Genomic DNA, 21,477 nt, shown 5'->3' on the forward strand with positions numbered 1-21,477 from the left:
CCCGAACGAGCCGTTGGACATGCGCACCGACTTGTTCGGGTGCGTTTCCAGAGTGGAATTTTTTGACAACGAGTTTCAGCGTGCATAGGCGGTGGGCGCGGTAGTCGAGCAGCTCACTCAGCCGTGCTTGCCTCGGTTAGATTGATTCGTGTCAGCGACCATCCTGCGCCATTCGGCAACAGTGTGTCGCACCAGCGTACGCCCTCGTAGGTGTAGCGGACCTGAACAGCTCGCAGTGAATGGGCTCGTATCGCCATTTCCGCCTCAGCAAGTGTCATGCAGCAATTCTCAACCCTCTGTCGCGAGCTCCGCTTCGGAACGACTTCAATGTCTTGCCCAAGTGCATCGATATCGCTAAAGAGGACTTCGAGCGTACCTTCGTCGAGCGTCGCCATGTGTAGGTCAGGAAGATTCGTCATTTGCCAACTGAAGTCAGGGATGAGTCAATCAGCATCACGGCGTTCACCGGAGCGGGGCAGATTGCCTGACAATCACCGCAGCCCGTGCAGATGGAGGCGACAACCTGTGGAACTCCATCACGCACCTCGATGGCTCCGTCGATTGGGCACCTTTCGACGCACGACGAGCAAAAAAGGCTGCGATAGGCAAGACAGTGACGCCCCTGGATCACGGCCACACGGGGCGTGGAATCGCGGCTCGCACCTTCGGCAGTTAGGTCCTTGTTGGGTCGCCAAATGCCAGCAAGCAACTGCCGCCGGCTGATGTAGGGAGCAGCCTGATTCATGTCGACGGATTCCCGGCGAGTGTGTCCAATGGTTTGTGCTCCTCTTTCGGAGGGGGGGGAGGCACATCGAGTGGTGACCAGTCGAAACCACGACTCGGAGCGTGACACTGGGTACAGTTGACTCGCCAGGGATGACTGGTGCGAAGGCCTTCTTTGCCGAGCGAGCCATGGCAAGTCGCGCAGTCCGATCGCATCCAGACCGCATGAGGAATCGTCGGCGGGGCTCCGGGACCAATACGTTCGCCTCGACCGGGTTCCGTCATTCCGACAAAATGCGACTCAGGCGTCTTGGCAGATGCCAGGGCCCAGGGAGCGTTTTGGGTGCCTTCCACATGGCACTGGATGCAGTTCGCCAGGTAGTGGTGGCTCATCTTGGGGGCGATTACCTGTCCGACTTGGAAACCTTCCCCATGGCAGGCCATGCACGCCTGGGCATTTCTCTCGTCGATCGCATGCGGTACGACCGGCGGGGCGCCACTGAAGGCCCTACGTTCGCTCCGGACCGCCACTGCGGTGGCACGTTGCTGGTCGGTGGCCGACTTGTCGCCGTAAAACCGGGTCGGGTCGTCCTGGTGGCTCGGAAGCGACTGTTGCCAGGCCGCATTGGGTCCACGCCTCACTCCGTTCATCTTCAGGTAGTCGAGCACTTCAGGTGGTAGATGGGCGGGGCGCTCAACGGCGGCAGTTGAATCGATGGACGCACGCTTGTCATCCTGCCGGTCGCGCACGCCAAGCAAGAATCCAGTAACCGAGATGCCGATCGTCACTGCCAGCGCCATGTGGCCAAGACGTTTTCCCAGCATCGAGTTGTTCTCACTTCGATCGCTCACGGCTGCACCTCGTCACTACTGTGGGGGTCGAGGTCAGCAGTCTTGGTCACCCGGGCGGCGCTCTTCTTGTAGTCGGGTTGCTTGGAGAAAGGATCGATCGCGTCGAGCGTTAGATCGTTAATTGAGGCGGTCTCGTCGAAGAAAGGGACGAACAGCGTCCCACGCGGCGGACGGGCCCGGCCGTTGAGCCATACCGGCAGACGCATCTTGCCCCGGGCAGTCCGAACTTCCACCTCCTCGCCGTTGGCGATTCCCATCTCTCGGGCGTCGTCGGCGTTCATCTCCAGGTAGGCCTTGGGCATGGCGTTGGAAAGCTGCTTCACACGGCGGGTCATGGTGCCCGTGTGCCAGTGCTCGAGCACCCGGCCGGTCGTCAACATAAAGGGATATGCCCCGCTGCAAGTTTCTGCAGGATCCTGGTGAGGTCGAAACCAAATCAACGCTCGGTCGTCCTTGGTAACCGAATGGTAGAATTGCAGCTCCTTACCAGGTTCGACGTAGACATCCGAGCCTTCGACAAATCGCCAGCGTGTCTCCTTGAACCCACCGTTGGCGGTCTCGATGACTGGCCACCGCATTCCTCGGTGGGTAACCAGTTGGTCGTACGGGGCAACGTTCTTGTGCTTAAGAAAGGTAAACTGCCGGTACTCATCGAACAGTGCCCTATCGACGTTTACGCTGCCGTAGTAGTTTTCCCATTCCCAGATGGGCACCTCTTGGCCATTGTCGTCGCGGATCGTGAAGAGCCACTCGCCGTCTTTGTCTTTAAGACCTTCGTGGCCAAGTTCCAATAGCCGACGCGCGACGGCGATGATCTGCCAACAATCGTCGCGAGCCTCTCCGGGAGGATCGACCATTTTGAACCACTGTTGGGTGCGGCGCTCGCTATTGCCGTACACACCGTTCTTTTCAACCCACATCGCCGAAGGCAGGACCAGGTCGGCCAGTTCAGTAGTCGCCGTGGGATAGACTTCCGAAACAATGAGAAACTTGTCGGGCTGCCCTTCTTTAGCCTTGAACAGCTTCTTGGTGTTCGGCAGCGACTGACCGGGGTTGGTGACTTGCACCCAGATGGTATTGATCGCACCACCTTCGGCAGTTGGCTTGCAGAATTCCTCGAACATCTTGACCGTGTGAAAGCCGATCTCCGGATTCATCCGCCCCTCGGGCAGATTCCATCGCTGCTCAAGCTCTGCTCGATGCTCCGGATTAACGACCAACCTTCCGCCCGGCAGCGCGTGACTTAGGGTGCCGACCTCGCGGACGGTGCCGCAGGCCGATGGCTGACCGGTGAGCGATTGAGGACCGTCCCCCGGCTTGCCCCAATGGCCAGAAAGCAGGTGAATGCCGTGCACCAGATTGTTAATCGCGGTGCCTGCGGTGTGCTGGTTCATACCCATACACCACAGAGAGACGATTCGCCGCTTCTTGTTGGCAAACAGCTTGGCGAGCATCACCAGCTGTTCGGCAGGTACGCCTGAGAGTTCGGAGGCTTTCTCCGGCGTGTAAAACGATACCAGTTCCTTGTACTGTGCGTAGTCGATCGGCTCGCCGAATAACCCTGCAGAGCCTTTTTCGGCTACCATCGCGAGGTAGTCGTCATGCTTGCAGGTCGTTTCGGGAGTGCGGTCGGCGCGGAAGTTACAGTGCTTGGCCACAAAGTCTTCATCGACGGCGCCCCACTCGATCAATTGCTGGGCGACGCAATTGGCGATTGCCAGGTCGCCGTGCGGCTTCATCAGCAGATGATGGTCAGCCCGCTCGGTGGTGCGGGTCCAGCGGGTGCCGATGTCATAGATTTCGATCTCGTCGCCCCGGATACGGCGGTCCACCACCCGGCTGAAGAGCACGGGGTGCATTTCTGCAGGGTTGTTTCCCCACAGAATTAGTGCATCGCAGTTGTCGAGGTCATCGTAACAGGCGGCCGGCTCGTCGACGCCGTAGGTGCTAAGGAATCCCGTCACTGCCGAAGCCATGCACAGCCGCGCATTGGCGTCGAGGTGGTTGTTCGACAGGCCTGCACGCATCAGTTTGTTGCCGGCATAGCCTTCGGGGATGGTCGACTGCCCCGAAAGGTACATGCCAAACTTCGGCCCCGCCTCCATGATTCGACGAGCGACGATGTCAATAGCTTCGTCCCACTCGATGGGCTGCAGTTCACCGTCTACGCGTAACATGGGCTTGGTCAGTCGGTCGGCTCCGTAGAGAATTCCACCGACGTGATAGCCCTTAACGCACAGGAGACCACGGTTAACCTCCGCCTGTTGGTCCCCAGCAATCGCTACGACCTTGCCATCCTGCACACCTACTTGCACGTGGCAGCCGGTACCGCAAAAGCGGCAAGGAGCTTTGTCCCATTCGACGCCCGGCACTTCAGGCCTTTCGGGCAACGGAGGCTGTGGAGCGGCGGATCCGCGGGACGCCAGCGACCCGGCAAGCCCACATGCGGCGGACATCGCCGCGACCTTCATTGCTTCGCGCCGATCCAAACTCATGACTTAGCTCCCTTGGCTTATTTCCATTGACGGGGCCAACGTTCCACGTGTTGGCTGCGTCCTACTATCGCCAGTAGACGCTGGACCGACATCGGCCCCCAGATAGATGAAGGCGACGTCCACCGACGCCACGCCCGGCAACGTCCAAAGCCACTCCCACAGCGTTTTATCTTCCGCCTTGCTTGCCGTGTCCGTCACAATGGGCACTCGCCCCTGGACAGGCTCCCCATGGGCAACGCCGTCACGGCTGCCCAAGGCCGCCAGAAGGCTTTGCAGGTCGGCGTCAGGATTGGTCGAAATGACGAGGCCGCTGGTTGGCATGGCGTTACTTTGTTGCGCAGCAAATACGGCTGAAAAGTGAATTAATCGTGAGTTTAGCGGGAGACCCAGGATAAATCAAGAAACAAAGTTCTTTTATTCTTGATTTCGGCGGCGAGTCACGATAACTTAAGTGGCATCACTCCTTTCCTCCTGCAGGACTCCTCTAAGATGAAACAAAGCCGCCACGCTGCGATCTCGTGGGGAGGTCTAGTGCTGGCCGTGCTGACCGGCATGGCGGCCGCGGTCGTCTTATCGGCCAACACCCGGAGCGATCCCACGCAGGGAAGTGTCGAGAACGGCCTAACCAATCCTCCGGCGAAGTTTTCCACCACGATTGTGGGGGCGAGCGAGGCCCCCGGCCTCCCCACCGGCGAACTCGATGTCCTCGGCAAACCTGTGCTGGCAAACTGCACGACCTGCCACGCAACCCGGGAAGCAAACCTCGCGACCAGTGACGGCAATCAGCTGAAGGAGTTCCATCAGGGACTCACTACCCAGCACGGAAGCCTGCAGTGTGTGTCATGCCACAATCCGGGCGACTACTCTCAACTTCGCCTCGCTAGCGGAGAGTCAATTGAATTTACCGACTCGATCCGGCTGTGCGCGCAGTGCCATGGGACACAATATCGCGACTATCTGCAGGGTGCGCATGGGGGCATGACCGGGCACTGGGATCTTTCGCAGGGAGCTCGGACCCGCAACCACTGCCTGGTGTGTCATGACTCCCATGCTCCGAAGTACCAGCCAGTCATGCCTGTATTCCACCCTCGTGACCTGCCCGACGTACCCCATCGGGAGAAACACCCGTGAGCGAATCGAGATCCATCCAACTGCCGGTTATCGGTCAGGTCGACCGTCGCACAGCCCTGAAGGCTGCCGGCGCGACACTGGGCGCAGCAGCGTTCGCCAAGGCAGTAGCGCCCATTGTCGAGTGGGCCTCACAGGATACGTCCGCTTCCGAGTTTCTGCAGAAGCACTTCAAGGAACTGTCGGATAATGAGCTCACCCAGGTGATGCATCGACTGGAGGAGGAAACCAAAGAGGAGTACGGCGCCGAGGTGAGCATTTCGGATACCCGCCCCCAGAAGGGGGTGAAATTCGGGTACGCGCTGAATCTCTCGATTTGCATTGGTTGCCGGAAGTGCGCCGAGGCCTGCCACAAAGAGAACAACCACGATCGGTCCTCAGGCAACTCGTACATTCGCGTACTGGAGATGGACAAAGGGAGTCTCGATCTCGAAAGTGGCAACGCGGACTACGATCATCCGGTACCTCAGCCGGATAAGTTCTACATGCCGGTGCAGTGTCAGCAGTGCGACCACCCGCCTTGCGTCAACGTCTGCCCCGTCGAAGCAACCTGGAAAGAAGACGATGGCGTTGTAGTCGTTGATTACAACTGGTGCATCGGTTGCCGCTACTGCGAGGCAGCATGCCCCTATCATGCCCGGCGTTTCAATTGGACCAAGCCCGAAGTGCCCGCCGAGGAGATCAACCCCAACCAAGGGTACTTGAGCAATCGCATCCGTCCACAGGGCGTGATCGAGAAGTGCACGTACTGTCTACACCGAACCCGAGAAGGGCGTCTCCCGGCCTGTCTCGAAGCGTGCCCCACCGGCGCCCGAGTATTTGGCAACTTGCTCGACCCCAATTCCGAGATCTCGTACGTATTGCGCACGAAACGCGTATTTGTCCTCAAAGAAGAACTTGGGACTCAGCCGCAGTTCTTCTATTTCTTTGATACTTGACCTGGAACACCTTATGTCTGCTACTTTGTTCGACTCCTCTCAGAATTCGGTCGGTGACCTGCTGTCACTCATCGGCGTTGAGCCGGACGCTACCGTGACCAAGGCTCTGATCGAAAACTCGGCCCTCAGGTTGGTGCTGTTCGCCATGGACGCAGGGCAGAAACTCACGGACCACAGCGCCTCGAAGCCGGCATTCGTACAAATGCTCGATGGAGAGATTGTATTCAGCCTGGAAGGTGAGGCGCATCCGCTCGGTCCCGGAGGGTGGGTTGCAATGCAACCGGGCGCCATTCACGCGGTCGAAGCCACCAAGCCCTCTCGGTTCCTGCTAACACTCGTGAAGGAGCCCACGGCATGAGCCAAGCGAATACGGCAGGCACTACTTCAAGCCACGCGGTGACCTATCCGCGATTCCTGTGGAGGGCGGTCAAGCTATCGACCGATGGCCCGTGGTTTTTCTATGCCTGGATGACGCTCCTAACAGCGCTTTTCCTGGTAGGCGTACATGCCTGGGCGGTGCAAGTGCGCGACGGCATGGCCGTGACCAATATGACCGACCACGTGTCGTGGGGCCTGTACATTGCCAATTTCACGTTCATGGTCGGCCTGGCCGCCGGTGGCGTGATGATGGTGATCCCCGCCTACCTGTATCATGACGACGAAATGCACGAAGTGGTCATACTGGGAGAATTGCTGGCCATCGCGGCGATCGTGATGTGCCTGGGCTTTGTGATGGTCGATCTGGGCCGCCCCGATCGGTTCTGGCACCTGATCCCCGGCATCGGGAGGTTCAACTGGCCAATCTCGATGCTGACCTGGGACGTTATTGTGCTCAATGGCTACCTGCTGCTGAACCTGCACATCACGGGATACCTGCTTTACAAACGATTCCGTGGCGAGAAGCCCGACAAGAAATGGTACCTTCCGTTCGTTTACCTTTCGATCGCCTGGGCAATCTCCATTCACACAGTTACGGCTTTTCTGTATTGCGGATTAGGTGGCCGGCCTTTCTGGAATACCGCGCTGCTGGCACCGCGGTTTCTGGCGTCGGCGTTCGTCTCAGGTCCCGCGTTTATCGTCGTCGCCATGCTAATCGTGCGGCGCGTCGGTGGCATTCCAATCGGCGAGGCGCCCATCCGCACGCTCACCGGCATCATGCGGGTCACCATCCTGATCAGCCTGCTGATGGTAGTCTCCGAGGTGTTTACGGAGTTCTACACGGGCGGGAGCCACATCGCGTCGGCCGAATATCTTTACTTCGGATTGCACGGTCACTACGCCCTTGTCCCGTGGGTGTGGACTTCTATCGGCATGATGACCCTCGCTGCCATTCTCCTCCTAAAGCCTCGAGTCTATGATAACAAACCGCTACTGGTCGCGGCCTGCTGCCTGGCGTTCGTCGGCGTGTGGATCGAGAAAGGAATGGGACTCATCATTCCGGCGTTCGTACCGTCCACGTTGCACGAGATCGTCGAGTACCTACCAAGCCTGTCGGAATGGAAGATCACAGTCGGAATCTGGGCTTTGGGGCTGATGGTGTTTACACTGGCACTTCGAGTTTCCATTCCAATTCTGACTGACCAAGAATCTCTCTATCTCTCACGAGGGCGCCGAGCTTGATACGCTACGGGAAAACCACTCAAACGGCTATTGCCGCCATGAGCCGACTGGCAGAAGCTTACGAGTCGGGCCAGCAGCTCTCGTCTCACGACGTCGCGCGCGACCGCGAAATCGCCCAAACACTGGTAGCAAAGCTGCTGACGACTCTTTCGCAGGCAGAACTGGTGGCTGGATCACGTGGGCCGGGTGGTGGTTATTCGCTGGCAAGGCCTCCGCAGGAGATTAGTCTGCTCGACATTGTGAACGTGTTTGAACGTCAAGATGGCAACATGGTCTGCCCTTTCGGCCCCAACTGGTGCGGCTCGAACGAACCTTGTCCGCTCCACGAAGATTATGTGGCCTTTACTGACAGGTTCAATAACTGGTTAAGTTCAACCACCCTCGCTGTATTCACAACAAGCAGTAAGGAGCGGCCGACGCGGAAGAGGAAGGCCAAGTGATATCGCCTTCGGCCTCGGATAGCCGGACGCCTCACGAAATGAGATACCGCAGAATCCAGTCGGCCAAACCTGCAATATCGCTTCGCGGTAGCGATGGCAAGTCGAGCGAGCTTTGATCGTCGGTCACTAGCGCCAACACGCCGTCCACTTGACCGGCGATTGGCGGTGATCCCATTGCGGCTCTCCAAACTTCAATCTTGGGAGCAGGCGTCTCAACGTCACCTTCAACCAGCACCAAATCGCACTCCCGATAGGCGGGCGCGAGGATCTCATAACGGTCGCTAGCACCCATCTCGTCATGCGTGGGTATAAATAGAGCACTCATCGACCGCGATAACACTCCCACCACCGCAGCGCCGGCCTGCTGATGCCTGTGGGAGTCCTTGCCGGGCACATCCAATTGATGGTCATGGTGCGTATGTTTGATAGAGCCCACGCGGAGCCCTCGCGTCGCGAGCTCCCGAAGCAAATCAACAACAAGGGTCGTCTTACCGTTGTTCTTTCGTCCGATGATATGCAATCGCTTCATTTTGGTTCCTGGACGCTTTGTGATGCCCCCTTCCAAGCTCATGCAATCATATCTCAATTCCAACAAAAAAGCTCTTCACATACTTCCGTCCCCCAATGCCGTGAGCAAGGAACACCTCAGGCAACGATCGGCTCTGAAGGTGTGGATCGTGTCCAGCGCCCAATTCCGATGCCAGCTTGAGACTAAATTGGGCGACACGGTGCACTGGCACCGGAAGCGGTGGAGCTGTTGGAGCCGCACCAACGACCGATTGGCTACGTGTGCAACCTGAAGCGCAAGGACGGTACACGCCGAGTCGCACTGGCGATCACCGGTTCATTCCGGATCTCGGTTGCAACACGCGACGGAGAAGATCACCGACTGGAATTGCGGGGCCATAGCCCTTCAGCGGAGTACAACCTCTGAATCTGACAGCGGTGTCTCTGTAAGAAAGACATCTCCGCAGTTAGCCGTGATCTCCTCCAGCAGTCGGTGGGGCCAACTTCGGTAAGATCAGTACTTCGCCAAGTTAGCGCGGTCAAGGCATCTTCCGTCTTGCTAGCTTTGGACTTAGGCAGGCCATTACTCACAAGTTGACCCCGCATGGCGCTGTCATTACAGATGGGGGCAGCCAAGATCATCTTTGGGTGAAAGCTCCGCTACTTGTTCTTGCCTCCACGATAACATGGGGCCTCCGCAAGCGTGAAAACTACGATCTCTTCCCCGGTGAGAGTGCTAATGTCGTGGTGCATGCTGACGGGTTTACTGCCAGTAATGTCCGCAACCAGAGCGTCCAGCTTTGGCCGTGCCACTTCAATGAGCTGCGATCGAACTTGTTTAAGCAGGTCGCGCCCTTTTTCTACTGGAAGCACCGTCACCAGGTGTTGCTCTGCGGCAGTCAAGACACCCTGCAAGCGAATCATCAGCAAGTCGCCAATTAAATGTGCACGGATATCCTTTGGGCCGCGCCCCATGAATTCCAGCTCAAAATTCGACATCCCCTTGCAAATGGCATCTTCAATTTCGCCTTGTGTCTTCATAAAACACCCCAGATTTGTGGAGAGAATGCCGACAAAGAGGCACTTAGGGCACCTGAGCTACCTTTGCAATTCTAACTCAAGACGGGCTACGAGATATAGCCGAAGTTGCTTCATTGGAGTACTGCTACTGGGTGAAACTCCCATAAATGGCGAATGCAACAGACAATGGGTGTTTCGGCGACAAGTAACTACGGGCCACGACTAACTTGTCCTGACCACCATGTGTGTAGAAACTGATAGTTGTTGAAGTCGCTGGAAGGGCAAGCAACTTCGTCAGGCTCACCATCGCTCCAGGTTGCATGCAACGCCGCTGATACGGCGGCATGCACTTGCCTTTCCAGACGTAAGCCGTAGAATGAATGCACGAGAGAGTGACCAGTTCATACTTCCTCGCCAAAGTTCGGATGACTAGATAAACAGCAACTTGGCGACACCAAGGGGCTCGTTACCGAGTAAACCGATGAGGCGAAGCACTAGCTAGTGCTTCGCCTCATCGGTTTTTTCATGCGCTAGTCTAGCGGGACCAATCGGTGTTGTGTCGGATCGCGATAGCCGATTCGCCGCAAACTGAAAAGTGAGGCATTCGCTGCCTGAAAGAGTAACAAGATGGATGACGCCAGCCTTCTAATAGTTGCGATGGCCAAACATTGCAAAAGTGTGATTGAGAATTGGAACAAATCTGTACCCGATCTGCCATTGGCACTGCGGCCGAAACACCTGTTGTGGATGTGCAATAAGATTGAAGAACACGCGGAGGGCGGCCCGGCTACAAAATTGCACCGTTGGATTGGATTCGTTCAAAGCGCTATGGTGGCGAATCGAATGCTCAATCTAGACGGATTGAAAACGATGTTCGACGAAGCCAAACGAGCGCATGGTGTGGCTGGTCACGACATGGAGGACTTGATAGATCACCTTGATCCAACAAGCTCATTCGAGTTGGACATTGGGGGAGAAGGGTAACTAAACAAGGTAGTCTGAACGCTGACTGCCAAAACATTCTCTGTTGAAGGACTCACCGTCGTGACTTGGGACCAAATCAAGCTGAACTGGAGCGCGGTAAGTGACAAAATCAAGCTCACTTGGGGAAAATTGTCCGAGGACGATCTTGCTACGATTGCAGGACAGCGGGATCAGTTCGTCCGGTTGCTCCAAGATCGATATGGGTACGACAAAGCAATCGCCGCAAGCGCGGTCAATGACTTCGCAGAGCGGCTAGATCCTTGACTTGTAGCGTGTCCCCCTCTCTTGGAACTTCCAGTAAGGTTGAATCGTGAAAGGATGGTGACAACGCGAATGGCTAATACCTCAATCGACCTCCCCGAGTTTTCACGTCGACAGCTTGAATCGGAGTCGTTGCCTTCAGACAGTTTGATCCAACGGCTTTCCACGGAAGTGGCAGCTGCCAATGAGCGTGTGCGCACTCTCCGTGAAGAGGCGGCCAAAGTATTCAAAGAGCGCGAACGCCGACTTCTGAAGTTCACTGGTGCCGTTGATTACATCTACTCGCTTTTGCTACCTCGTCTACATGCTTTCATGAACTTGGAGCCGTTTAGAGACGCGACCATCTCTGAGCGGATCGATTTAGCCGGACCCCTGATGCGATGTGGCCTGCTCCCCAAGAGCTGATCCATATGTTATGAGAGTCTCAACCGCCCGAGAGGGTCAGAAGGAGACTCAGGATGTCAGAGAAGCGAAAGAAGCGTCATTCGCCGGAGCAGATCGTGAGGAAGCTGCGTGATGCGGATGCGATGCTGAATGCTGGTAAGGACGTAGCATCGGTGCTGCAGTCGCTGGAGATCAGCGAGGCGAAGTTCCCCAACCCGTACTCTCATAACGAGTGGTACTAACTTTAGGGGCAGGCCACAGTGTTTGCCCCGTTTGTGGACATGCGTCCTATTCTTCAACGGGCATCCATCCCCAATGTGCCGTCGCACGAGAGGATGAACCGTGATTAAGCTCTTTCTGTTTTCCTTCGCAAACGGCAATTCCAACATCGGACCCTTGTATTGCTAATCCCGTAACGTACAATGACATAGGTAGAGACAAGTGACACAAAGGTCTGCTTGTTCATCGCTTCGGATGACTGAATAAATAGCAGCTTGGCAACGCCAGGAGGCTGGTTAATAAGTAAACCGATGTGGCGGAACACTGGATGTTCCGCCACATCGGTTTTTTTTGTGCGCAGTTCGCATTTTAGGTAAAGAGCTATGTGGCTCGTCTGAGCGGTTGAGAAGGAACGGCGACAATGACCGATGCACATTCGCAGATCACGCAAGAGCTTGCCCAGATGGCTAGTTCGTCGCAACGACAAAGAACAGGCCTCGCACCCAAAGCAGTCACCGTGAGCTTCTGCGAAGACACGTTGACCCTAACTTTGCACGAAGCCCTGACTCCGGCTGAGCAGGTTCTAGTGCGCACACCGCAAGGCGCCGCCCAAGTACAGGAGTTTCATCGTCAGCTGTTTTCTAGCGACTCCGAGTCAATGCGGAAGGCGATTAAGAGGATTACTGGCAGAGAAGTGCGCGAAACTACGGCGGAGATCGAAACAACGATGGGTGCGGTCGTGCATGCATTCACGACCGGTGCGATGGTGCAAGTGTTCCTGCTAACCCCAACAAACGCAGCGTACACAGGCACCGACCGCGTTTCGCTTGAGAGCGCGGATGAGGATGGACGTCACCCGGCGGATGAAAGACAGTCTTCCGAGTAGGACAAAGAGGCAACTCTGATGTGCTAACGCAACTGTCACGGTGTTCTGGAACAATGCGAAAGGTGAAACCGGCTGTTCGGGCTGATGCTGTATATGTATGAGGGATGAATGGAAGTTATCGCGGCACAAAGATTACTCCCAAGGAGGGAAGCATGTTGATTCTGAGCCGAAAGCAACAACAGAGCCTACGTATTGGCGACTGTATCATGGTGACGGTACTCGGCATACAGCGCAACAAAGTGCGCATTGGGATCGATGCTCCGAAAGAGATGCCAATCTTGCGCTCAGAATTGCAGAAGAGTCCGTTGGCTGTACCGTTACAGGCGTCCATCGCTCGTGCCATCGACTTTATCAAGCCATAAGAGAGAGCGTCATGACATTGAGTACCGAGAGTCTTAACACTCCCATGTACGTACTCATGGACGGCGATGGCCGCATAGGCCCTCACCTGGTGCCATTGCCTGGGGGGCACACGTGCTCGGCAATTCATGGCTTTTCAGATAAAGCTCGCTATGATCGCTTCATTTCGGCAAGCACGCTGCCTTTGACTCCATATCCTTTGGTGCGAGGGTACTTACGAAATCAACTCGAGTCAGCAGGCGATGAAATCGCGCTGGTGGTACTTGACGCAGCGGGTCCTGGTGAGCCGCTTTTGCAAGCGGCAACGATGCAAGCCGTATTAGCTGCACAAGAAAGCAAGGCAACGCACGTGCCCGCGAACTACCGGCTAGTCCTCGAGCCGTCAACGAAAGCATACAGAATGCAAGAAGCCGAGCCCCAAGAGTCATGAGAAGATGACGGCACATTTGAACACGAATTCTCCGTTGGGAGATCAGCCACACACAAAGGATCAAGTAGATGAAATGGACTAAGAATGTTAATGGCTGGAGGCTCCTTGATAGTCAGATATCGCAAGCCTTGGATAGCATCGTCGAGAAGCTGATTGAGAGGCTAAGCGGTCTGCGACGCGCTCCAGTTCGATCGCAAGGAAAGTTCTGGCATCGATAGGTAGCAAGTACTACTTGCCTACAGACTAAAGAACCGTATCGAACACTGCGCCGAGCAACGCCAACGAAATCGAATGACCACAGCAATTCAGACAGTTGACGACATCTACTTTCGAGTAGCAAAGATACGGACCTTCGACGGCGAGTTGCCTTTGACTAACGCCACGGGCTTCTTTTACATGCACCAGGCGTTTCTGTACCTGGTGACATCACGGCATGTTGTTCTGAACGAACTCGAAGAGCACCGTCCTGATCGTTTACAGTTGTCGCTGCATTCTAACCAGCACGACCTGCGACAAAGGGCCGAGTTGTCGATCCCATTGTACAAAGATGGATTGCCGCAGTGGTACCAACATCCCGTTCACACCAGTTCCGCCGATGTTGTTGCTGTCGCAGTGAACGATCCTAATGTGTCTAGAGATCACGATCTGGCCACCTTTTCTCGCCAAGACATCGTGGATACCAAGAGTGTACTCCCGTTGGGGCAGCAAGTGCACATCCTCGGGTTTCCGCTGGGGTTTCACGATACGGTGCACAATTTGCCCATCGTGCGCAACGCCACGGTCGCTAGTTCTTATTCTCATCCGTTCAAAGGTGAACCGTATTTTCTAACGGATGCCCGCCTGCATCGAGGGATGAGTGGCTCTCCCGTAATCACCCAGTTGACATGCAAGCAGGACGATGAGTTGCAGCAGACGACAAAATGGCGTCTGCTCGGCATCCATTCCTCCGCTTTGGATGTTTCGGATCGAGATCCCGAGCAAGATGAAAAACTTGCCTTGAACACGACATGGTATGCATCACTTTTGCCCGAGATGATCCCCGACAATATTCAGGTGGGGCACGAACGTGTTAATTGGAATGCCACAAGTCGCTAAAGGAGTGCAGATGAAATACTTGAAAGGAACTCCCATTTCTCCTGGCTGCGCAAGTGGGATGGCGGTTGTGTATGACTTTGACGTCGGGCGGAGGATTGAGGTGACAACCTCCAATGTGACAAGTGCGGAGGTTGAATCCGAATGGAAGCGACTTGACGACGCATTGCACCGGTCTCGCCAGGACTTACAACTTCTCGAGCAATCGGCCATTGGCAGGCCGGACCTGAGCAAATCCCTGGCGGTTCTGTCAGCCCATTCGGCGATGACGCATGAAATTGCTGATCTAGTAAAGCAACATGTTGGCCGAGAGCTAGTTAACGTAGAAGAAGCTCTCGATTCAGTTATCTGTGATTGGGTCGAGCGGCTGCAGCGGCTCGACAGTGAGTACCTACGCCAGCGCGAGCAAGACGTACGAGATGTGGGGCGTCGGGTGACCCGGTACCTCACTGGCTCTCTTCCCTGGAGTAAAGGTCCCTTGCCACCTGGGTCGATTGTCGTAGCCCGTGAGCTCATGCCTTCGGAAGCCATCGAACTGATTAACTGCGGTGTAGTAGCGATAGTGTGCGAACACGGAGGAAAATATAGCCACACAGCGATAGTCGCTCGTTCGTTAGGTGTTCCAGCGATCACGGGGATAAATAGAGCTTCTTCGCACATACATCCGGGCATGCGACTGCTTGTCGATGGACAAAGGGGCAACATCGTTGTCGCTCCCACAGAGTCCGAAGAGAACTCTTTTGCGAAGCTGAAAGAGGAATACGAGAATCGCGTCCTCACAATGAAGGCTTGTGGACATCTGCCCTGCGCCACCGAGGATGGCATCGCGGTATCTTTGCTGGCGAATATCGGCCTTCCTGACGAGATTGAAACCGTCGAAGAATACAATCTGGACGGAGTAGGACTATTTCGTACCGAGTTCCTCTTTCTCGAATCACACGAACGCCCCAGTGCGCAAAAGCAATTTGAAGTATATGACAAGATGGCAAGTGACCTGAACGGTCGGCCATTGGTAATTCGGACGTTCGATCTTGGCGGCGACAAACTGCCGCCGTTTCTGCTGGAGGAACAGTCTGATGCACAGGGCAGTCTTCATCTGAGGGGATTACGATTCTCACTTGCTGAGCGTGATCTTCTGGACGAGCAGCTGCACGCCATTTTAAGAGTGGCGCAAACATGGGACGTACGCATCCTACTTCCCATGGTGATTGGCCGTGACGACTTGGAGCAAGCCATTGCAACGATCAACCGAATTGCCAAGAAGTGTGGCTATCTGCGAACCCCTCCCATTGGAGCAATGATCGAGACTCCTGCGGCGCTGTATTCCCTAGCTGACATACTTGATCTCGCAGACTTCTTGGCACTGGGCACCAATGACTTAACGCAGTACATGCTCGCGACGGATCGAGACTTAGCTGAAGGACAAGACGATTGCACCGCATTGTATCCGGCCGTTCTGCGAGCGATTAAGCAAGTGGTCGACGTCTCGGAGAAACATCAATGTCCCGTCTGTATCTGCGGCGAAGAGGCGGGAGATGCAGAGTTTGCGTGTCTATTGATTGGGTTGGGTATACGGGAAGTGAGCCTCAGCCCAGGACGGGCGGGTATGGTTCGCCAAGCACTGAGGGGCATCAAGCAACGAGATGCAGTCGAAACTGCGAGCCAAGCCCTTTGTTGTCACACCCCGCAACAAGTGCGGGCACTACTCAGAGATCTGTATCCCAGTACAGCCGAATCCGCTCCACACTTGACTGGAGCATCCGAAGCCAAGCACACGCATCACGACCTTGGTCCATGATTGAGGCAATGGACTCTCGCTTACTTCCCAAGAATCGACGCTAAACTCACAACACGAAAACAGGTCCGATACATGCATGGTAACAAAAAACCCGATCCGCTCTTCGTCTCGTCGACGCCCAGTGTTTGCCCCGTTTGTGGACATGCGTCCTATTCTTCAACGGGCATCCATCCCCAATGTGCCGTCGCAAGGGAAGATGAACCACTTCGCATGAGATTGGCAGCGGAAAGGAAGGCAAAGATTGCATTGGCCTTGATAAAGTCGCCCAATCGCACGGTGTTAAAGGGTGCGAAGTAGGACATGCTCCCACGTAGAAGCGAACGACTGGTCTTGAAGCCAGAGGATGTGCAGCCCTCAACCGCTAACTTCAAGGTGATTGGAGTTTTTAACCCAGGTGCTGTCAGGCTTGGCAATGAGATTGTGTTGCTCGCCAGAGTGTCAGAGCAGCCAAGCGAACATCGTCCAGATGTCACCGGTTTGCCCCGCCTGGGGAGCGATGGTGCGGTTGTCGTTGATTGGCTAGCAAATGACAATCTGGACCGTTCAGATTCTCGGGTGGTACGGCGCAAGGATGATGGTCTCCAACGGCTAACGTCCATTTCACATCTAAGGGTGTTTCGTAGCCACGATGGAAAGCCGGAGCATTTCACTGTTGGCCCGAAATTCTTACCGCAGTCGTCCTACGAAGAGTACGGCGTCGAAGACCCACGAATTACTCGGCTTGATGGCAAGTACTGGATCACCTACGTCGCCGTTTCGCGTTTTGGAGCCGCCACCGCACTGGCTTCAACAGTAGATTTTGTGACTTTCGAGCGTCACGGCTTGATCTTCTACCCCGATAACAAAGACGTGGTACTCTTCCCGCACAAGGTTCAGGGGAAATATGTTTCGCTCCATCGCCCGAGTCCGAGCTCACGCTTCAGTCGCCCACAGATCTGGCTAGCATACTCGGCAGATTTGATGCACTGGGGCAATCACGAACCGATCTATGCGGGCAGTGAGGGCTGGGAAAGTGACCGAGTTGGTGCGGGTGCGCCTCCCATTGCGATCGACGAAGGCTGGCTAGAAATCTATCACGGCAGTCGCCAAGCGACACGAGCCGGTGAAGTGGGGGCCTATTCCGCAGGTGCACTGCTCCTCGATCGAAATGATCCAACTTGCCTACTCAGGCGATCTCGAGGGGTGATCATGCAGCCTTCCGCGGACTTCGAGAAGCAAGGCTTTGTGCCAAGTGTGGTGTTTCCCACGGCTCTGATCGACGCTGGTGATTTGTTGCACCTCTACTACGGGGCCGCAGACACATGCGTCGGAGTTGTGCAGTTCTCACGGCATGAATTACTGGAAGCCCTCCAGTAATCGGTCATTTGTTCAATTCCATCCAGTGCCAAATACAAATCATGATAGTGCGTTCCGACGAAGAGTGGCCGCTGCTCACACTTCCAGATAAGGAGTCCCAGATGGCCTTTCCCGAACTACACAAGATCGCTTTTATTGGCGACTACCCGCCACGGCAGTGTGGCATTGCGACGTTTACTCACGACTTGCGTAGCGCAGTGTCCCAGCATACCCAATCAGAATGCATTGTCGTACCGGTAGATGACATACAGGGTGGTTACGAATACCCTCCCGAAGTGCGTTTCCAAATTGACGAACAAGACCTGGACTCTTACCGTCGTGCCGCGGACTTCCTCAATTTCAGTGACGTCGACGTGGTGTCACTGCAGCATGAGTTTGGAATCTACGGCGGTCCCGCGGGAAGTCACATTCTGGCTTTCATGCGCGACTTACGGCGGCCGGTCGTGACCACATTGCATACGGTATTGCCAGAACCGAGCGTAGCTCAGCGGCGGGTAATGGATCAATTGGTGGAGCTGTCGACACGGCTTGTCGTCATGACCGAACGCAGCCGCACCATGCTTCACCAGGTCTACAAGGTTCCCCAGCAGAAGATCGACCTTATAGTGCACGGCATTCCGGATTGTCCCTTCGCCGACCCAAACTTCTATAAAGACCAATTTGGTGTCGAGGGCAAGAGCGTCGGACTTACCTTTGGGCTGCTCTCGCCTAACAAAGGTATCGAAACCGTCTTGCAAGCCATTCCTGAGGTGATTCGGGAGGTGCCAAATTTTGTGTACATCATCCTGGGAGCTACCCACCCGAGCCTCGTCCGATCCGAAGGGGAAACCTATCGCATCAGTCTGGAGAGGATGGCCAAAGAGCTGGGTATTCAGAATCATGTCAGTTTCTACAATCGCTTTGTCGAATTGAGAGAATTGACGGAGTTCATCGGCGCCGCCGACCTATACATCACACCTTACCTTCAACCCGCCCAGGCCGTCTCGGGAACTCTCGCCTACGCTTTTGGATGCGGGCAAGCCGTAATCTCCACACCGTACTGGCACGCTGAAGAATTGCTCGCCGATGACCTCGGAGTTCTCGTCCCATTTGCTGATTCGTCGGCGCTCGCGCGGGAGATAATTGAACTCTTAAACGACGATCAACGCCGGCACGCGATGCGGAAGCGAGCGTATCTGATCGGGCGCGCCATGGTCTGGGGCCACGTCGCTGGTTTGTACCTCAGTTCATTCCAGGAGGCTCGCCGCAATCGCAGTCGTGCTCCTAAACCATTGGCTGTACGAACTCTGGAAGAGCAGCCACTCGTCATGCCTCGTGTGAACCTTGACCACTTGATGCGAATGACCGATTCGACAGGCATCTTCCAGCACGCGACCTATTCACTTCCCAATTTCCAGGAAGGATACTGTACGGACGACAATGCGAGGGCGCTGATTCTAACAGTTCTCCTCGAAGAGCTGGGGAGGGATTCTCGTGAAGTGCATCAAGCAGCGTCGACCTACGCCGCTTTCTTAAACTACGCGTTTGATCGGGAGTCTGGACGCTTTCGCAATTTCATGAGTTACGACCGGCAGTGGCTGGAACGGGACGGGTCCGACGACTCACAGGGGCGTGCAATATGGGCGCTTGGCAGCTGCATTGGCCGGTCGCAGCGGCGTAGCCTGCAATCCTGGGCCGCCCAATTGTTCGAGCAGGCGCTGCCTGCCTGCGCGGAAACCACTTCACCTCGCACTTGGGCGCTGGCCCTAATTGGAATTCACGAATACTTCCGCCGACTCAGCGGCGACCGACTCGTGAACCAAGTCCGAGAGACACTGACCAATAAACTGGTTGGATTGTACGAATCTTCGGCGACGGAGGAGTGGCCCTGGTTTGAGGACGTAGCGTCTTACAACAATGCACGCCTTTCACAGGCGCTGATTTTGAGCGGACGATGGGCCGGGAATGACCGCGCTCTGCAGATCGGACTTCGGTCGTTGCGTTGGCTGGCATCCAAGCAGTTGTCGCCAAGGGGACGATTTCGACCGATCGGATGCAATGGCTTCCACCGCCGAGGGGAGCAAGCCGCAGAGTACGACCAGCAGCCCATCGAAGCGCATGCCATGGTCTCGGCTTCCATCGAGGCATGTTACGCCGACAACGAACTCTTTTGGCGCGATCAGGCTCACTTTGCCTTCGATTGGTTCCTGGGTCGCAATGATCTTGGGCAATCCTTATATGACACCGGCACAGGAGGCTGTCACGACGGACTCCAGGAAAACCGACTGAATGAGAACCAAGGTGCCGAGTCGACGCTGGCGTTCTTGCTTTCTTTGGCCGAGATAGAATTACTAGAAAGTTCGTTGGCAACCTTTGAGCCTTCCTCGGCCGTGCCACATAGTCCACTGGGAGCGTCCGCCAACCGGTCGAGCATGGAACATGCAACTTAAGCGAACAGGGATAGTCCTTAAGCCGAACAGTCGGCACGTCGTGCTGCGGGGTTTTGAACCTACCAATGATCAGCGCAAGCTAAACATCATCGCCCGTCTGTCAACGCTATCGGAAGGAGAGGTGGACCAGCTTCTGCAAGAGGTTTTGGATGAATTCCATGGGCGACACCAAAAACCACGTGAGTTCTTCCTGCAACGTTTTGAGGCGGTGCGCCGCCATGTATTGACCGACGCGGTCCTAACTGAAAATCGACGGCTGTTGATCGGCGCGTACTTTACGCAGGAATATGCACTGGAGTCCGCGGCGCTTTTTAACCCATCAATCGTTTGGCATCCAGATCAAACTGGACTCGAGCCTGGATCACGACGGTTTGTGCTTAGTCTTCGAGCGACAGGGGAAGGACACATTTCGTCCATAACTTTTCGCTCAGGTGTGGTGGACGCCCAAGGCAAGATTTCGGTCGATGAACCAACACGATTTGTGACGACTCCCGACGTCGTTACAGACTCTAAGTTCGAAAAGACACTGTTTCGTCGCAAACTCGTGGAGTTGTGCTTGGGCACTCCTTTTGCCGAAGGCGTTATCGCGCAATTGGGAGCCAAGTTCTCGTTGGAGGAACTCGAAAACGCGCTTCGACTCGCGGTGCAAGAAAACGACGAGCAGGCAGAGACGTTAGACGCACTGGTCAAATCCATCGTTACACTCGCCAAGTCGAATTACGAAATAAGGTATCGTCCAGAGCACAACCTGTCTGAGCGATTAATCTTCCCGCTTGGTCCCACCGAATCCAACGGCATTGAAGATGCGCGGTTTGTAGAGTTTCGAGAAGAGGATGGAACGGTTCACTACTATGCCACGTATAGTGCCTATGATGGTCGATTTGTGCTTCCGCAGTTATTGGAGACGGATGATTTTCTGACGTTCAAGATGCACACACTCAACGGCCCAGCAATCGCCGACAAAGGCATGGCGCTCTTTCCCAGGAAAATCAATGGGCACTATGCCATGCTGTCGCGGCAAGACGGCGAGAGTCTATATATAATGTACTCCGACATGCTCCATTTTTGGTACTCTAAAGAGGCACTCTTGCGGCCTACCTTCTCCTGGGAGTTCGTGCAGGTCGGTAACTGCGGCTCACCTATTGAGACGGATGCCGGTTGGCTGATCCTCAGTCATGGCGTCGGACCCATGCGGAAATACTCCATCGGAGCGTTTCTTGTCGATCACGAAGACCCGTCCCGCGTCATTGGCCGCTTGCAGCATCCCTTGCTGACACCGAATGAGGATGAACGCGATGGATATGTTCCCAACGTGGTGTATAGTTGTGGGGCCGTTGTTCACGATGGCAATTTGATCATTCCCTACGCCATGGCCGACTACGCCACGACATTTGGGACTATCCCCCTCGATGAGTTGATTTCCGCTATGGAACGGGGATAATTACTTTCTCTCTTCAGTTCTAGGAGAAGCAAAAATGGGTGATAAAGGAAGCAAAGACAAGGGTAAGCGGGAGCAACAAAAGAAGGCCCAGCTCACGCCGAAAGAAAAGCGACA

Annotated in this window: 22 protein-coding genes and 1 pseudogene; 15 read left to right on the forward strand and 8 right to left on the reverse strand. The window is 55.5% G+C overall.

The window, feature by feature from the left end; genetic code table 11:
* Position 1: 1 nt before the first annotated feature.
* From NG895_RS30870 to NG895_RS10625, 6 genes and pseudogenes are all read right to left on the reverse strand, one after another.
* Positions 2-121: pseudogene (locus tag NG895_RS30870) on the reverse strand (hypothetical protein); the annotation flags it as partial.
* On the reverse strand, positions 114-419 hold the full coding sequence (locus NG895_RS10605) for a hypothetical protein (protein WP_252852459.1): 306 nt from the start codon (positions 417-419) through the stop codon (positions 114-116). The pseudogene NG895_RS30870 and the gene NG895_RS10605, both read right to left, overlap by 8 nt.
* On the reverse strand, positions 416-745 hold the full coding sequence (locus NG895_RS10610; protein ID WP_252852460.1) for a 4Fe-4S dicluster domain-containing protein: 330 nt from the start codon (positions 743-745) through the stop codon (positions 416-418). The genes NG895_RS10605 and NG895_RS10610 overlap by 4 nt, the downstream gene beginning before the upstream one ends.
* Positions 742-1,575 (reverse strand): nitrate reductase cytochrome c-type subunit, encoded by an 834-nt coding sequence (locus tag NG895_RS10615; RefSeq protein WP_252852461.1) that lies wholly within the window; start codon positions 1,573-1,575, stop codon positions 742-744. Before NG895_RS10615 ends, NG895_RS10610 begins: the two co-directional genes overlap by 4 nt.
* Complete coding sequence (locus NG895_RS10620; RefSeq protein WP_252852462.1) at positions 1,572-4,070, reverse strand: molybdopterin-dependent oxidoreductase; 2,499 nt, start codon at positions 4,068-4,070, stop codon at positions 1,572-1,574. The genes NG895_RS10615 and NG895_RS10620 overlap by 4 nt, the downstream gene beginning before the upstream one ends.
* A gap of 3 nt (positions 4,071-4,073) precedes the next feature.
* Positions 4,074-4,391: a hypothetical protein gene (locus tag NG895_RS10625; RefSeq protein ID WP_252852463.1), complete on the reverse strand. Its 318-nt coding sequence runs from the start codon at positions 4,389-4,391 to the stop codon at positions 4,074-4,076.
* A 168-nt stretch (positions 4,392-4,559) separates the two neighbouring features.
* On the opposite strand from NG895_RS10625, the gene NG895_RS10630 reads away from it, so the two are divergent.
* From NG895_RS10630 to NG895_RS10650, 5 genes are read left to right on the forward strand one after another with little or no spacing between them, the layout of a single operon-like run.
* The gene (locus tag NG895_RS10630; RefSeq protein WP_252852464.1) at positions 4,560-5,201 is read left to right on the forward strand and encodes a hypothetical protein; all 642 of its coding nucleotides are present in this window, start codon (positions 4,560-4,562) and stop codon (positions 5,199-5,201) included.
* Positions 5,198-6,136: a 4Fe-4S dicluster domain-containing protein gene (locus NG895_RS10635; protein WP_252852465.1), complete on the forward strand. Its 939-nt coding sequence runs from the start codon at positions 5,198-5,200 to the stop codon at positions 6,134-6,136. Before NG895_RS10630 ends, NG895_RS10635 begins: the two co-directional genes overlap by 4 nt.
* A 13-nt stretch (positions 6,137-6,149) precedes the next feature.
* Positions 6,150-6,494, forward strand: coding sequence for a cupin domain-containing protein (locus tag NG895_RS10640; protein WP_252852466.1), 345 nt, complete (start codon positions 6,150-6,152; stop codon positions 6,492-6,494).
* Positions 6,491-7,756 carry a sulfate reduction electron transfer complex DsrMKJOP subunit DsrP gene (gene dsrP / locus NG895_RS10645; protein ID WP_252852467.1) on the forward strand — a complete coding sequence of 422 codons (1,266 nt, stop codon included), beginning with the start codon at positions 6,491-6,493 and terminating at the stop codon, positions 7,754-7,756. Before NG895_RS10640 ends, dsrP begins: the two co-directional genes overlap by 4 nt.
* The gene (locus NG895_RS10650; RefSeq protein ID WP_261360753.1) at positions 7,753-8,196 is read left to right on the forward strand and encodes an RrF2 family transcriptional regulator; all 444 of its coding nucleotides are present in this window, start codon (positions 7,753-7,755) and stop codon (positions 8,194-8,196) included. The genes dsrP and NG895_RS10650 overlap by 4 nt, the downstream gene beginning before the upstream one ends.
* Positions 8,197-8,227: 31 nt before the next feature.
* On the opposite strand, the gene mobB is transcribed toward NG895_RS10650, so the two are convergent.
* A complete protein-coding gene (gene mobB / locus NG895_RS10655; RefSeq protein WP_252852469.1) occupies positions 8,228-8,725 on the reverse strand; it encodes a molybdopterin-guanine dinucleotide biosynthesis protein B in 498 nt (165 codons plus the stop codon).
* A gap of 638 nt (positions 8,726-9,363) precedes the next feature.
* Entirely contained in the window at positions 9,364-9,744 is a 381-nt protein-coding gene (locus tag NG895_RS10660; protein ID WP_252852470.1) for a Na-translocating system protein MpsC family protein, read from the reverse strand.
* Between the two features lie 606 nt (positions 9,745-10,350).
* On the opposite strand from NG895_RS10660, the gene NG895_RS10665 reads away from it, so the two are divergent.
* The 10 genes from NG895_RS10665 to NG895_RS10710 all read left to right on the forward strand — a co-directional run bounded on the left by NG895_RS10665 (position 10,351) and on the right by NG895_RS10710 (position 21,363).
* Positions 10,351-10,707: a hypothetical protein gene (locus tag NG895_RS10665; RefSeq protein ID WP_252852471.1), complete on the forward strand. Its 357-nt coding sequence runs from the start codon at positions 10,351-10,353 to the stop codon at positions 10,705-10,707.
* A gap of 333 nt (positions 10,708-11,040) precedes the next feature.
* The gene (locus NG895_RS10670) at positions 11,041-11,373 is read left to right on the forward strand and encodes a hypothetical protein (protein ID WP_252852472.1); all 333 of its coding nucleotides are present in this window, start codon (positions 11,041-11,043) and stop codon (positions 11,371-11,373) included.
* A 53-nt stretch (positions 11,374-11,426) separates the two neighbouring features.
* Positions 11,427-11,594: a hypothetical protein gene (locus NG895_RS10675; protein WP_425267224.1), complete on the forward strand. Its 168-nt coding sequence runs from the start codon at positions 11,427-11,429 to the stop codon at positions 11,592-11,594.
* Positions 11,595-11,992: 398 nt separating this feature from the next.
* Positions 11,993-12,457 carry a Na-translocating system protein MpsC family protein gene (locus NG895_RS10680; RefSeq protein WP_252852473.1) on the forward strand — a complete coding sequence of 155 codons (465 nt, stop codon included), beginning with the start codon at positions 11,993-11,995 and terminating at the stop codon, positions 12,455-12,457.
* A 152-nt stretch (positions 12,458-12,609) separates the two neighbouring features.
* Positions 12,610-12,819 carry a carbon storage regulator gene (locus tag NG895_RS10685; RefSeq protein WP_252852474.1) on the forward strand — a complete coding sequence of 70 codons (210 nt, stop codon included), beginning with the start codon at positions 12,610-12,612 and terminating at the stop codon, positions 12,817-12,819.
* A 719-nt stretch (positions 12,820-13,538) separates the two neighbouring features.
* Positions 13,539-14,342: a S1 family peptidase gene (locus NG895_RS10690; protein WP_252852475.1), complete on the forward strand. Its 804-nt coding sequence runs from the start codon at positions 13,539-13,541 to the stop codon at positions 14,340-14,342.
* Between the two features lie 10 nt (positions 14,343-14,352).
* Positions 14,353-16,137 carry a phosphoenolpyruvate--protein phosphotransferase gene (gene ptsP, locus NG895_RS10695; protein ID WP_252852476.1) on the forward strand — a complete coding sequence of 595 codons (1,785 nt, stop codon included), beginning with the start codon at positions 14,353-14,355 and terminating at the stop codon, positions 16,135-16,137.
* A gap of 330 nt (positions 16,138-16,467) precedes the next feature.
* The gene (locus tag NG895_RS10700; protein WP_252852477.1) at positions 16,468-17,493 is read left to right on the forward strand and encodes a glycoside hydrolase family 130 protein; all 1,026 of its coding nucleotides are present in this window, start codon (positions 16,468-16,470) and stop codon (positions 17,491-17,493) included.
* A gap of 41 nt (positions 17,494-17,534) precedes the next feature.
* Entirely contained in the window at positions 17,535-19,922 is a 2,388-nt protein-coding gene (locus NG895_RS10705; protein WP_252852478.1) for a glycosyltransferase family 4 protein, read from the forward strand.
* Positions 19,912-21,363, forward strand: coding sequence for a glycoside hydrolase family 130 protein (locus NG895_RS10710; protein ID WP_252852479.1), 1,452 nt, complete (start codon positions 19,912-19,914; stop codon positions 21,361-21,363). The genes NG895_RS10705 and NG895_RS10710 overlap by 11 nt, the downstream gene beginning before the upstream one ends.
* Positions 21,364-21,477 lie beyond the last annotated feature (114 nt).

It is taken from the genome of Aeoliella straminimaris, from assembly GCF_024054565.1.
Taxonomy (GTDB): Bacteria; Planctomycetota; Planctomycetia; order Pirellulales; family Lacipirellulaceae; genus Aeoliella; species Aeoliella straminimaris.

Coding starts and splice junctions, on each gene's coding strand:
- NG895_RS10605 (WP_252852459.1), bottom strand. CDS start 419: ATGACGAATCTTCCTGACCTACACATGGCGACGCTCGACGAAGGTACG.
- NG895_RS10610 (WP_252852460.1), bottom strand. CDS start 745: ATGAATCAGGCTGCTCCCTACATCAGCCGGCGGCAGTTGCTTGCTGGC.
- NG895_RS10620 (WP_252852462.1), bottom strand. CDS start 4,070: ATGAGTTTGGATCGGCGCGAAGCAATGAAGGTCGCGGCGATGTCCGCC.
- NG895_RS10625 (WP_252852463.1), bottom strand. CDS start 4,391: ATGCCAACCAGCGGCCTCGTCATTTCGACCAATCCTGACGCCGACCTG.
- NG895_RS10630 (WP_252852464.1), top strand. CDS start 4,560: ATGAAACAAAGCCGCCACGCTGCGATCTCGTGGGGAGGTCTAGTGCTG.
- NG895_RS10640 (WP_252852466.1), top strand. CDS start 6,150: ATGTCTGCTACTTTGTTCGACTCCTCTCAGAATTCGGTCGGTGACCTG.
- dsrP (WP_252852467.1), top strand. CDS start 6,491: ATGAGCCAAGCGAATACGGCAGGCACTACTTCAAGCCACGCGGTGACC.
- mobB (WP_252852469.1), bottom strand. CDS start 8,725: ATGAAGCGATTGCATATCATCGGACGAAAGAACAACGGTAAGACGACC.
- NG895_RS10660 (WP_252852470.1), bottom strand. CDS start 9,744: ATGAAGACACAAGGCGAAATTGAAGATGCCATTTGCAAGGGGATGTCG.
- NG895_RS10665 (WP_252852471.1), top strand. CDS start 10,351: ATGGATGACGCCAGCCTTCTAATAGTTGCGATGGCCAAACATTGCAAA.
- NG895_RS10670 (WP_252852472.1), top strand. CDS start 11,041: ATGGCTAATACCTCAATCGACCTCCCCGAGTTTTCACGTCGACAGCTT.
- NG895_RS10675 (WP_425267224.1), top strand. CDS start 11,427: ATGTCAGAGAAGCGAAAGAAGCGTCATTCGCCGGAGCAGATCGTGAGG.
- NG895_RS10680 (WP_252852473.1), top strand. CDS start 11,993: ATGACCGATGCACATTCGCAGATCACGCAAGAGCTTGCCCAGATGGCT.
- NG895_RS10685 (WP_252852474.1), top strand. CDS start 12,610: ATGTTGATTCTGAGCCGAAAGCAACAACAGAGCCTACGTATTGGCGAC.
- NG895_RS10690 (WP_252852475.1), top strand. CDS start 13,539: ATGACCACAGCAATTCAGACAGTTGACGACATCTACTTTCGAGTAGCA.
- ptsP (WP_252852476.1), top strand. CDS start 14,353: ATGAAATACTTGAAAGGAACTCCCATTTCTCCTGGCTGCGCAAGTGGG.
- NG895_RS10705 (WP_252852478.1), top strand. CDS start 17,535: ATGATAGTGCGTTCCGACGAAGAGTGGCCGCTGCTCACACTTCCAGAT.
- NG895_RS10710 (WP_252852479.1), top strand. CDS start 19,912: ATGCAACTTAAGCGAACAGGGATAGTCCTTAAGCCGAACAGTCGGCAC.